Annotated in this window: 12 protein-coding genes; 8 read left to right on the top strand and 4 right to left on the bottom strand. The window is 61.4% G+C overall.

Annotated features, from left to right (window positions below; genetic code table 11):
- Position 1: 1 nt before the first annotated feature.
- The 3 genes from QCL65_RS15815 to QCL65_RS15825 are packed head-to-tail and all read right to left on the bottom strand — an operon-like array spanning position 2 to position 2662.
- A complete protein-coding gene (locus QCL65_RS15815; RefSeq protein WP_407310246.1) occupies positions 2–772 on the bottom strand; it encodes an ABC transporter ATP-binding protein in 771 nt (256 codons plus the stop codon).
- Between the two features lie 2 nt (positions 773–774).
- A complete protein-coding gene (locus QCL65_RS15820; RefSeq protein ID WP_407310248.1) occupies positions 775–1635 on the bottom strand; it encodes an ABC transporter permease in 861 nt (286 codons plus the stop codon).
- A 1-nt stretch (position 1636) separates the two neighbouring features.
- On the bottom strand, positions 1637–2662 hold the full coding sequence (locus QCL65_RS15825) for an ABC transporter substrate-binding protein (protein ID WP_407310250.1): 1026 nt from the start codon (positions 2660–2662) through the stop codon (positions 1637–1639).
- A gap of 317 nt (positions 2663–2979) precedes the next feature.
- Here QCL65_RS15825 and QCL65_RS15830 point away from each other — a divergent pair, with 317 nt between their 5' ends.
- Both QCL65_RS15830 and QCL65_RS15835 read left to right on the top strand, forming a co-directional pair.
- Positions 2980–3711 (top strand): GntR family transcriptional regulator, encoded by a 732-nt coding sequence (locus QCL65_RS15830; protein WP_407310252.1) that lies wholly within the window; start codon positions 2980–2982, stop codon positions 3709–3711.
- A gap of 44 nt (positions 3712–3755) precedes the next feature.
- Entirely contained in the window at positions 3756–4496 is a 741-nt protein-coding gene (locus tag QCL65_RS15835; RefSeq protein ID WP_407310254.1) for an aspartate/glutamate racemase family protein, read from the top strand.
- Between the two features lie 11 nt (positions 4497–4507).
- Here QCL65_RS15835 and QCL65_RS15840 read toward each other — a convergent pair whose 3' ends face one another.
- Positions 4508–5923: an amidase gene (locus QCL65_RS15840; protein WP_407310256.1), complete on the bottom strand. Its 1416-nt coding sequence runs from the start codon at positions 5921–5923 to the stop codon at positions 4508–4510.
- A gap of 327 nt (positions 5924–6250) precedes the next feature.
- Between QCL65_RS15840 and QCL65_RS15845 the strand changes: the two genes are divergently transcribed.
- The 6 genes from QCL65_RS15845 to QCL65_RS15870 all read left to right on the top strand — a co-directional run bounded on the left by QCL65_RS15845 (position 6251) and on the right by QCL65_RS15870 (position 12100).
- A complete protein-coding gene (locus tag QCL65_RS15845; protein ID WP_407310258.1) occupies positions 6251–7357 on the top strand; it encodes an ABC transporter ATP-binding protein in 1107 nt (368 codons plus the stop codon).
- A gap of 14 nt (positions 7358–7371) precedes the next feature.
- A complete protein-coding gene (locus QCL65_RS15850; protein ID WP_407310260.1) occupies positions 7372–8418 on the top strand; it encodes an ABC transporter substrate-binding protein in 1047 nt (348 codons plus the stop codon).
- Positions 8419–8570: 152 nt separating this feature from the next.
- A complete protein-coding gene (locus QCL65_RS15855) occupies positions 8571–9428 on the top strand; it encodes an ABC transporter permease (protein ID WP_407310262.1) in 858 nt (285 codons plus the stop codon).
- Complete coding sequence (locus QCL65_RS15860) at positions 9425–10243, top strand: ABC transporter permease (RefSeq protein WP_407310264.1); 819 nt, start codon at positions 9425–9427, stop codon at positions 10241–10243. Before QCL65_RS15855 ends, QCL65_RS15860 begins: the two co-directional genes overlap by 4 nt.
- A 30-nt stretch (positions 10244–10273) precedes the next feature.
- Positions 10274–10951 carry a GntR family transcriptional regulator gene (locus tag QCL65_RS15865; protein ID WP_407310266.1) on the top strand — a complete coding sequence of 226 codons (678 nt, stop codon included), beginning with the start codon at positions 10274–10276 and terminating at the stop codon, positions 10949–10951.
- A 114-nt stretch (positions 10952–11065) separates the two neighbouring features.
- Positions 11066–12100 (top strand): LacI family DNA-binding transcriptional regulator, encoded by a 1035-nt coding sequence (locus tag QCL65_RS15870; RefSeq protein WP_407310268.1) that lies wholly within the window; start codon positions 11066–11068, stop codon positions 12098–12100.
- Positions 12101–12171: the final 71 nt, after the last annotated feature.

The following is a 12171-nucleotide window of genomic DNA, read 5'->3' on the forward strand; positions in this document are numbered from 1 at the left end:
CTCAGGCCGGTTCCTGTACCGGCTCAGGCCGCAGCAGCGCCAGCACGTGCCGCTTGTAGTCGTTGAAGGCTTTCCCGGTGGGGTCGCGTGGGCGCTCCAGGTCGATCGGCAATAATTCGCGGATACGCCCCGGCCGGGCCGACATCACCGCCACATGCGTCCCCAAGGCGAGGGACTCATCGATGCTGTGGGTGACGAATACAATGGTGCTCTGGCTTTCGCGCCAGATACGAATCAATTCGGCGTGCATGTCCATTTTGGTCTGTTCGTCTAGCGCGCCGAAGGGTTCATCCATCAGGATCACTTCAGGGTTCATCAACAGGGCTCGGGCGATGCCCACGCGTTGGTTCATGCCGCCGGACAGCTCGCTGGGAAAGTGATTCTCGAAACCTTTGAGGCCGACCATGTCGATAAACTTCTGCGCCTTGGCCCGCCGCGCATCCTTACCCACGCCGCGCATTTTCAGGTGAAAGGCCACATTCTCCCAAACCGGCAACCAGGGCATCAGGTTGGCCTGCTGGAACACCACGCCACGGTCGGCGCCGGGGCCGGTCACCTGCTGGCCGCCCACGGTCACGGTGCCCTCGGTGGGGTGATCGAAACCGGCGATCATATTCAGCAGGGTCGACTTACCGCAGCCGCTGGGCCCCAGCAGGCAGAGAAATTCGTTGCGCGCGACGCTCAGGCTGACGTCGTCCAGGGCACGAATACCGGTGGGCCGCTTGGGGTCGTCGAATACCCGGGAAACCCGGTCGATGGTAATCAACGCCATGGTCAGGCTTCCTTTTGCAATGTGGAACCGCGCTGCCAACGCAGAAGGTAAGCGCCTACCCGTTTGATCACGTAGTCGCTGAGGAACCCCAATAGGCCGATGCTGGCCATGGAGGCAATGACGATGTCGTAGCGCAGGAAGTAATAGGAGTCCCACAGCACATAGCCGACGCCACTCTTCACAGCGACCATTTCGGCGGTCACCGTCAGCATCCAGGCCGAGCCAATGGCAATGCGCAGGCCAGAAAAAATGCTCGGTAGCGCTGCCGGAAACACGATGTAGCGCAGCAATTTGCTGGGCATGCCACCGGTCATGGCGCCGGCCCGCAACAGGTTGCGATCGCAGCTTTTTACGCCGTGGATGGTGCTCAGCAGGACAGGGAAAAACGAGCCCATAAACACCAGGAAAATCGCCGGCTTGTCGGCAATGCCGAACCAGATGATTGCCAGCGGAATCCATGACACCGGCGGCACCGGCCGCAAGATCTGCAGCACCGGCTCGAACAGGTTTTCCACGGTCCGCGACCAACCAATAGCCATGCCCGCTGCAATGCCCAACAACGCGGCTAGGGCAAAGCCTGAGAACACACGAAACGAACTGGCGGCAACGTCGAGCCACCAGTGGCCGCTGTAGCTTTGGGTATTGCCGTCGGTGGCGAAGCACCAGTCGGCCCAGGCGATCAGCACCTGGGAGGGCGCGGGCAACAGCGCCCGTGGCAAGATCCCCGAGCGGGAGAACACTTCCCAGCCGACGATCAACAGCACCGGCACGATACCGCGCTCGATCATTTTGTACAGCCGCCACAGGCCGGACGCGCCCTGGCCGCGTCCAGCCCGGTCAAGCTTGATGGCAGAGCTTTTCATCTCAGTACCCCAGCTCGGTTTTCGGCTTGCCGGTCACGGCCTCCAGGAAGCTGTAATCCAGGTTTTTTTCCACCGCCTGGCTGACATCCGTGCTGATGTACTTGAGGTCACGCATCATCTGCGCGATCGCCACTGCCGAGGCACGATGCATTTTGTAGTCGGGGTAGAGGTTGTCGACCGCACCGGTGGCAATCGCCTGGTCCAGGCCGGTGACTTTCTGGATGGTCTCAATGAACAAAGGTTTATCGCTGGCCATGAGGTCGTTGACCTTGACGATGGCGCGCACGGTTTCTTCCACCCCCTTGCGGTTGTCTTCGATGACATCCGAGCGGGTGACGATCAGGTTGGTCAACTTGCCGGCGGCCTGGTCGTAAGGGAAATCGAAAAATTTGGCCGCTTTGACTTCACGGATCTGGGTGGCGAACGGGTCAACCGAAGTGATCAACTCCACTTCACCGCGGCGCAACGCCTGCACGTGGTCAGAGGGGTTGGGAATATTGATGAATTGGACATCTTTATTGATATCGATGCCATGGGCGAGGAAAGCACCGCGCATGTGAATGTCTTGGGCATTACCCCGCGAGGCCGCCACTCGAAACGGCTTACCCTCGGCCTTGTATTGGCCGATGAGTTTTTTCAAACCCTCCCAGTCGCCCGGCTGAACCGGCAGGTCGTTGCCCACCAGGATCTGTGAACCGCCGTTGATCTGGCCAGAGATGGCGACCACATCGAAGCCTTTGTCCAATGCGGTTGCATAGTGCAAATAAGTGACTTGGGCCACGTCAATACTGTTCGACAGCAGTGCAGTCAGCACATCGTTGCCGGTATTGAAGGCAATGGCTTCTAGCTTGACGCCGGTGGCGTGCTGCGGGGTCAGCGACAAGGGCGTGCAATGGGCACATTTGGCGTACCCCAGTTTTACCGGCTGCGCCTCCTCGGCCTGGGCCACGGCCAGCAAGCCAAGGCTGAGCAGCAGGGCTGAAGCAGCGCGTACGAGTAGGTTTCTGGCCGAGCACATAGAAGGCATTGAGCTTCTCCAATTGTCACTAAAGACTGAGGCTTTGTGACAAAAGGTTTGCAACCGTTATGCCAATCTTTGTTACTCCTTGAACTTACGACTGCTCACACTGCCGCGCCCGAGCTTGTAGCGCCCGCCCAGCAAGGTTCTTCACGCTGGGTCCAATCAGCTATCGGGGCGAATACGGCGTTAAAACAGAGGCGCTACTCTTGCGCGAAGAAAGGGCAATTCCAAAAAAGCGACCGCCGAGGGTGCAATTTTGGACAATCGAGTTTCATTTTGTGACAATACCCAGCATAACTGTAGCAACCCTCGAGGGCGTGCCTGTGCTCATTGAAGAAACCTCCACCCCCCGCCCCCGCAAGGCCCGTTCGACGGAGCAGATACTCGGTACCGGCGCCAAAGGTGACGGCATTTATGAACGCATTCTCAATGCGGTGATGGAACACCGGCTTATACCGGGCACCAAACTGGTCGAAGAGAAGCTTGCCGGGGTTTTTCAGGTCAACCGTACGCGCATTCGTGAAGTGTTGGCGCGCCTGGCGTATGAAGGCGTGGTCACGACCATTCCCAACCGGGGGGCCTTTATCGCCAGCCCGTCGGTGGAAGAAGCCCGGCACATTTTCCAGGCCCGGCGCATACTCGAGCCAGCGCTGATCCGCAGCCTCGTCGCCAAAGCCGATGCCGAGCATTTTCAGCGGTTGCACGCCCATGTCGGCGAAGAGCGGGCCGCACGGGAGGTGGGCGACAAGCGCGCGGTGATTCGTTTGTCCGGGGAATTCCACCTGCTGATTGCCCAGATGGTCGACAGCCCGCCGCTGATCAAGCTGATGCGCGAGCTGTCTTCCCTGACCTGCCTGATCATCCTGCTGTACGACTCACCCAACGTGCCGGCCTGCCCCAACCATGAGCACACGGAAATCATCCATGCCATGGAACAGGGGCAAGTCGACGAAGCGATCCGCCTGATGCTCGGGCACCTGGACCATATTGAAGCGACCCTGGACCTCTGCGTCGAGGAAGACCCTGAAGTCGACCTTGAAGCCATATTCGGCTGATAGCGGCCCTGCCCTTTTCAATGAACCGACCGCCAGGAATTGCCATGCGCTTGCTGATCATTAACCCGAACATTTCCCTCAGCGTGACCGAGCTCATCGAAGCCGAAGCCCGGCGCACAGCGGCAGCGGATACGCAGATCCTCATGGCGACGGCGGCAAGCGGCGTCGCGTACATCGAAACGCGCTTCGAAGCGCTCCTGGGCGGCCATGCGGCGGCGGTCATCGCCGGTGAACAGCTGGGCAACTACGACGCCGTGGTGGTCGCCGCATTCGGCGATCCCGGCCTGCTGGCCCTTAGAGAAGTTTTGCAAGTGCCCGTGGTCGGTTTGACCGAGGCGGCGTTGATGACCGCAGCACAACTGGGGCAACGCTTTTCCATCATCGCCATTTCGCAGCGCATCACCCCTTGGTACCGCGAATGCGTCGAGTACAACGGCCTGCTCGGCAGACTTGCCAGCATTCGTCATTTAGACCGGCCTTTACGCGACGCTGGCAGCGTGCAAGACGACCATGGGCAGCGCCTGCTGGAGCTGTGCCACCTGGCGGTGAAAGAGGACGGCGCCGACGTGCTGATCCTCGCCGGCGCGCCCCTGGCCGGCCTTGCTCGCGGCCTGGCAGGGCAACTGCCGGTGCCGGTGGTGGACGGCGTTTCCTGCGCCGTGGCCCAAGCGCAAGTGCTGCACCGCTTACAAGCCGGCCAGGCCCGCGCAGGCAGCTTCGCCCGCCCGCCGCGCAAACCCAACCAAGGCCTGCCGCCCGGCTTGCAGGCGCTGCTGCGAGCTTAGGTTTCACGCGTTCAAGCCAGCAACATGGGCGCCTGCAGACATAACCCCAGCGAGCGCTCGATGGCCGCGGCGGCGTGCAATACCCGCGCGTCCTGGTAGCGCGCAGCGACGACCTGCAGGCCCACGGGCAAGCCGCGACGGCCGACCCCGCAGGGTAATGACAACGCCGGCACCGCGCAGTAGTTGAAGATCGGCGTATACCCGGCATGGTCGCGAGGCCCAGCCGGTTGCCCGCCAATCAGCGCCGGGCCAAGCTGCTCGGCGGCCCAGGCCTCGACCGGCGCAGTGGGGCACAACAACAGGTCGTAATCGTCGAAAAAGCGCGCCAGCGAACCTGACAGCTCATTGCGCAACTGCAGCAACTGAGCAGTGACCACCCCGGTAATCGTCAAACCCATTTCCACCTGTGCGCGGATATCCGGGTCCAACTGCGCCCGTTGCGCTTCGGGCAGGGCGCCGAACTGGGCGGCCAACGCCGTGTGCTGCAGGCCCAGCAGTGCATAGCCTTGCAGACTGGCCGGCCAGCGCGGGGTCGCCGGTTCAATCGCCCAGCCGTCGCCCCGCAAGGTGTCCAGCGCCTTTTCAAGCGCCGCTAGCACGCCGCTGTCCATGGGCAAATCCAGCCCCAAGTCCGCTGACCAGGCGATGCGTAATGAACGCGGGTCACGCTGGGGCGGGTCAAGGGCCTCGCTGGAAAAATGCGGTTGCGAGAGCGGGTCTTCGGCGCACCAGGCATACAAGCTGCGAGCCATTAACGTGACGTCTGCCACGTCTCGCCCCACCTGACCGACCACCGACAGCAAATGGTTGGGGTCGGCAAAGCCCCAGGGGTTGGGCACCGCCCCCAGGCTAGGCTTGAACCCCACCAGGCCGGTATGCGCCGCTGGCCGGCGGGTCGAGCCCCCGGCATCGGTGGCCAACGCCAGTGGCCCCAGCCCTGCAGCCACAGCGGCGACGGCCCCACCAGAGGAACCGCCGGGCGTCAGGCGCAGGTCCCAAGGGTTAAGCGTGGTGCCGTGCAAGCGGTTGGTGGTCACCCCCTTGCAAGCAAACTCGGAACAGTTGGTGACCCCCAGCGCCACCCCGCCCAGCTCGCCCAAGCGCGCCACGCACCAGGAATCGCGCGGTGCGATGAAATCAGCGAACAGCCGAGAGCCGAAGGTCGCCGGCGCGCCGCCCAGCCATAGGTTGTCCTTGACGCTAAAAGGCACGCCCGCCAATGGCAAAAACTCGCCACCGGCCAGGCGCGCATCGACCTGGCTGGCGCGGGCCAGCACCGCCTGACGGTCATAATTGATAAATGCGTTGAGCGAGGGGTTCAACCGGTCCAGGCGATCGCAGATGGCCCCCGCCACCTCGAGCGAACTCAACGTCCTGTTGTGCACCAGGTGGGCGATCTGGTGAGCGCTGAAGCGATGGATGTCCATGGATACTCCGGGTTGGGCAAACGACGATAGCCAGGTGCTCAGCAAGAACCGCGCCGCTGCCCGCGCCCCTGAAAACCCGGCGATTGGAGCGGATGACGCAGTTGGGGCGTGCCGCAAAATAGTGAACGCAGCGAGAATTGAGCACAGCAATGGTGCGCTATATAGTTTTCACGATTGTGCACAATCTGTACAAAAAAGATGAACCGACAGTTAATTTTTATCATTTGAATCAACAGCATAATTACCGGCCCACACTTCACAAGCCACCTATGGCACGTGCATTGCTTTAGCGATTTTCAGTCTACCGCACTCACTGCGAGCTCAAGCATGACCACCTCCACCACCAGCTTCGACTTGACTCTGGATGACATTTTCCATCAGTACCCCGGCGCTGCGCCGGCGGTGGACCATATTACTTTGGAGGTCGCCGCGGGCGAGCTGGTGGCTTTGCTAGGGCCGTCGGGCTGCGGCAAAACAACTCTGCTGCGGATCATTGGCGGCTTCCAGCCGCAAACCTCGGGCAAGGTGGTGATTGGCGGCAAGGTGATCGACAGCCTCGCGCCCCATCACCGTGACATCGGCATTGTCTTTCAGAACTACGCGCTGTTTCCCCACCTCAGCGTGGCCGAAAACATCGCCTATGGCCTCGATGCCCGGGGGGTGGCGCGCCCGCAAAAGCGCGAGCGGGTCGCCGAGATGCTGGAGATGATCCAGCTCGGCCACTTAGCCGATCGCTACCCGCGCCAGCTCTCCGGGGGCCAGCAACAGCGGGTGGCCTTGGCCAGAGCGCTGGCGGTGGCGCCGCGTATTCTGCTGCTGGACGAGCCCTTTTCCGCGCTGGATAAAAGCCTGCGCCTGGACATGCAAATCGAGATCAAGCGGCTGCAACGCCAGTCTGGGGTGACGTGCGTCATGGTCACCCATGACCAGGAAGAAGCCTTGTCCATGGCCGACCGCGTCGCGGTGCTCAACGCGGGCCGCCTGGAGCAATTCGCGACGCCCTCGCAGATCTACGACTCGCCGAGCAGCTTGTTCGTCAATACCTTCGTGGGCACTGCCAACGTGCTGCCGGGCACACTGGAAAGCATGACAGCGCAGACGGCCCAGGTGCGCCTGACCGACGGCAACCTGCTGACCTGCCGCGCGCCCCAAGACGCCCAACCGGGCAGCGCGGTGCTGGCGTGTATCCGCCCTGAAAACCTGCAGGTCACGGCGGCCGGTGAAGGCTTGGTGGCGCGCGTCGAGCTGGGGCTGCCCCTGGGCCCTTCAATCGTCCATGAAATGCTTACCCCAGGCGGCTTACGGCTCAAAACAGCCGCACCGCGAGGCATGGGCAGTGAGCCGCTGAAACCCGGCACCGCTGTAGGGCTGCGGCCTATTTCAGCCCACGCCATCACCACTTTTGCTGCCCCACCGGCTGTTGCCTTGAACTGAACCAGGAGTCGACGATGGATATTTCCCGCAGGCGCATCATGCAGTCCGCCCTCGCTTTAGGGGCGTTGCAATTGTTTCCGCAACTGAGCATGGCCCAGGCGCGCAACCTGGTATTTGCTACTTTCACCGGCAGCTGGGAGGAAGCCCACCAAGCGGTGCTGGTGCCTGCTGCCCTGGCGCACATGAAAGACGCGAATATCATTCTGGACCCGATGATATCGGTGGACCAAATCTCCAAGGTAATGGCGTCCCGTGAGCACCCACCCATTGATGTCATGTTGCACGATCCAGGCCCTGCCCTGACGGCTATCGCCCAGGGCTTGATCGAGCCTTACCCGGTGGCAGACAGCGCCTTTTACAAGCAGCTGATGCCCGAAGCGCAGGACCCCATGGGCCCGAGCATTTTCTTCCAGATCGTCGGCCTGACCTATAACCCGGACACCATCAGCACACCGCCGACGTCCTGGATGGATCTGTGGAAGCCGGAATATGCGGGCCGAGTGGGCATCACCAATATGAACTCGTCCCTGGGCACCGGTTTTATGGTGGAGCTGGCGAAACTGAAGGGCGGCTCCGATAGCAATATCGACCCCGCATTCGAGCTGCTGAAAACCCTGAAGCCGAACTTGGCGGCGGTTGCGACCAACCCTGGGCAACTGGCCACGCTGTTCCAGCAAGGCCAGATCGATATCAGCCCCGGCAATTTCAATGCGATTCAGATCCTCAAGGCCCGCGGCGTACCGGTGGAATGGGTCGCTCCCAAGGAAGGCGCCATCGCCTTCAAGACCAGCATTCATATCGTCAAGAACTCGCCCAACCGCGACTTGGCGTTTGCCTTGATTGAAGCGTCGATGTCTCCCCAGGTGCAGGAGCAGTTGATGCAAGCCCCTTATTTGGTGGTGCCGACCAATACCCAAGTGAAGATGGCGGGTGAAATCGCGACCTCGCTGGCCAAGGACCAGGCACAGATGAAAGCGCGCTTCCGCTTTCAGGACTGGAGCGTGATCAACCAGCACAGGGCCGCCTGGATCGAACGCTTCAACAAGGAAATCCAGGTCTGATGGCCCACCCGTAAAACGGCGCTCGCCCCGTAGGAGGGGGCTCGCCCCTGTAGGAGGGGGCTCGCCCCCGAGCTCTATGTCCTCAGCAATATCGGCAAAAAATCAAAAGATCGGGGCCAAGGCCCCTCCTACGCAATGCCGGGAGTGTCTCTGTGAACGCGCGACATCATGATGTGACGGTTTACAACTTAAACTACAGCATGCCGCTGGCCGCCTTTTTCGTGCTGTTTTTTGTAGCGCCGTTGTTGCTATTGGTGTTCGTCAGCTTGCACAACGATTCGGCCGTCAGCGTGTTCGGCCTGGGGCAGTATGCCAAGGTATTTGGCGAAGGCATGGCCCTGCCCATCCTCGTGGACACATTGTGGCTGGGGCTGCAGGTCACGCTGTTGTGCCTGGTACTGGGTTATGCCCTGGCCTGGGCATTCGTACGCAGTTCGCCGTCCGTGCAAAAGGTGTTGATAATGATCATCGTGCTGCCGCTGCTCACCAGCGTGGTCGTACGCACCTTTGCCTGGGTGGTGATCCTCGGCCGCCAGGGCATCATCAACGAACTGCTACTGAGCTGGGCCTGGATCGAAAAGCCGCTGCGCTTGTTGTACTCGCGTGAAGGCCTGATCTGGGCCTTGGCCAACGTGCAATTACCCCTGATGACCCTGCCGCTGATCACCACGCTGCAACGCCTGGAAAGTAACCTGGAAGATGCGTCGGCTGCCCTTGGCGCGAATGCGTGGCGCACCTTCCGCCGGGTCACGCTGCCGCTCTCTTTACCAGGGGTGATTGCCGGTAGCCTGCTGACCTTCTCGGCCACCATCACGGCGTTTATCACCCAGTCATTGGTGGGTGGCGGGCAGATGCTGTTCATGCCGATGTACATCTACCAACAGGCTTCGGCACTGCAGAACTGGCCCTACGCGGCCGCTATCTCATTGGTCTTTCTGTTGGCCGTCATCGCCTGCGTGACGTTACTTAGCTACATGGGCCAGCTCAGCAAGAGGAACGCGACGCTATGAGTATCGGCCGCCGTAACGATCTGTCCGACATCGCCCTCAAGGGCGGCTTTTATCTGGTGGCCTGGGCCGCCGTGGCGCTGTTGTTGGCGCCGACGCTAATCGTACTGATCGTGTCGTTCACCGACAGTTACTCACTGCGCTTTCCGCCCCAGGGTTTTTCCACCCGTTGGTACGTCGCGTTATTCAAGGCGTTCACCTTGCACTTCGCGGCCTGGAACAGTTTCTTGGTGGCCTTGGCCACCACCGCCTTGTGCGTGGTACTGGGCACGGCCGCCTCGCTCGCCCTCGCCCGTTCCACCAGCAAGGCCGCGCGCTGCCTGGACGTGCTGTTTATGTCACCGCTGATTTTGCCGGGGCTAGCCTTTGGCTTGTCGGCGCTGATTTTCTTCAGCGAGATGGGCATTGCGGTGTCGATGACCACCTTGATCATCGGCCACACGGTGGTGTGCGTGCCCTATGTGATTCGCACCACCTCCGCCGCCCTGCTGCAACTGCCGCCGGGGCTGCTGGAAAGTGCCGCCAGCCTGGGCGCCTCCAGGGGCCACGCGTTACGGCGCATTACCCTGCCCTTGATCGCCCCAGGGATCGCCGCAGGTGCCTTTATCGCTTTTATGTCATCGTTCGATAACACCGCCGTGTCGCTGTTCCTGCGCGACGCCCGCACTGACATGCTGCCGATCCGCATGTGGCAAGACCTGGAGAGCAAGCTGGATGTCACCATCGCCGCGCTTTCCAGTGTGCTGGTGATGGTGACGCTGATCATGATGGTGCTGATGGAAAAGTTGACCGGCATCAGTCGGCGAATTCGCGGATAATCGCGGCCAATGGCAAGTCAGAGAATTCGTATGGGCCCCAACACACCTCAGGATGCAGACGGCATTGCCGAACAGATCACTGCCGCGATCATGGAGCACCGGCTGCCACCGGGGATCAAATTGGCCGAAGAAAAACTGGCGGTAGCGTTTGGCGTGGGCCGCAACAAAATTCGCCAAGCCTTGATGGCGCTGGCCAAGCAAGGTCTGGTGAAACTGCACCCCAACCGGGGGGCCTTTGTCACCAGCCCGGGGGTACAGGAGGCGCGCGACTTGTTCGCCACGCGGCGGTTGCTGGAGCCCGAAATTATCCGCAACGTCATCAACCGCTCGACCAAAGCCCAACGCAAGCCATTGCACGCACATTTGAAAAAGGAAGCCCTGGCGCGCAAGAACAACGACCGCCGCGCGGTGATCAAGCTGTCCGGGGACTTTCATATCCTGCTGGCAGAGATCGGCGCGAACAGTTTTATCAGCCGTATCATGCGCCAGCTCTGCCCCTTCACCTCGCTGATCCATGCCCTCTACGACGGCCCGCAAACCCTTGCCTGCCCCGAGGACGAACACGGGGCAATCGTCCAGGCCATCGAAGACCGCGATGAAGCGCGGGCCATTGCGCTGATGCTGCATCACCTGGAGCACGTGGAAAACGCGCTTAACCTGAGCCTGGACCAGCAGCCCGCGATTCAATGGGAGACGGTCTTTAACTGATCCGTTTGCTGGAAGTGGGTGCGTTTCGTACACTGCGAGCTTCGTGGGCAATGGCTTCAGCCCGGTTTCACCGACCGGCTCCACCCTGCGCAGCCTAAAGACCCCAGGAACGCCGTGGCAAGGAAATCAAAAAGGGCACTTTTGAGCCCTGCAGACGCGGCCGACATGCCGGTTACGGTGACCGAAGTGGCGCGGGCGGCTGGCGTCTCGCCGATTACCGTCTCGCGCGCCATCCATCGCCCGGAGCTGGTCAGCGAGGCGACCCGTACCTATGTGCTCGAGTTCGTTCGAGCCATGGGCTACGTGCCGAACCTGCTGGCCGGTAGCCTGGCGACCAGCAAGAGCAAGCTGGTGGCGATTCTTATCCCGACCATCGCCCATTCGATTTTCGCCACGGCCGTGCAAGCCATGATGGATCGCCTGACCGCCGCAGGTTATCAGTCACTGCTGGGGCCGACCGGCTACTCCCCCGAGAAAGAAGAAACGCTGCTGGAGGCCATTTTGGGCCGCAGGCCGGACGGTATCGTCCTCACCGGCACATTGCATACCCCTGGCAGCCGGCAGCGCCTGGCCTCGGCCGGAATCCCGGTGGTGGAAGCCTGGGACCTGAGCGAAACCTGCCTGGATATGCAGGTCGGTTTCTCCCACGAAGCGGTGGGTGTGGCGGTCGCCGAGCATTTTCTCGCCAAGGGCTATCAGCGCTTTTCGGTCATCACGGTCGATGACCCTCGCGCCATCCGGCGCTGCAACGGCCTGATCGAGCGGCTCAAAGCCCAGCGGATCGAAAATGTCCCGGTCGAAACGCTACCCCTGCCCTCCACTTGGGAAGTCGGGCGGGAGGGCCTGAAACGGCTGCTGTCGCGCCCGCAGCGGCCCGAGTTGGTGTTCTGCAGCTCCGACACGGTGGCCATGGGGGTTTTAGCGCAGGCGGCTGAGTCCGGGCTGCGAGTGCCGGAGGATATGGCCGTCCTGGGTTTTGGCGACACGACCAACGGTCGCTTCACCCACCCGGCGCTGTCCACCATCAGTGTTAACGCTGCCGTTATGGGCGATGAAGTCGCAAAGGCTCTGCTACGGCGCTTCGCGGGCGAAAGCGCGCAGCGTCAATTCGACAGCGGCTTCAGCCTTATCGAGCGCGCCAGCACCTGAGCGCCAAGCTCCAGAAAAAATAATTCCCGAGATCACTTGAACGGTGACGCTATCTGCTGAATGATAACGTT

It is taken from the genome of Pseudomonas sp. nanlin1, assembly GCF_045571515.1.
GTDB lineage: Bacteria > Pseudomonadota > Gammaproteobacteria > Pseudomonadales > Pseudomonadaceae > Aquipseudomonas.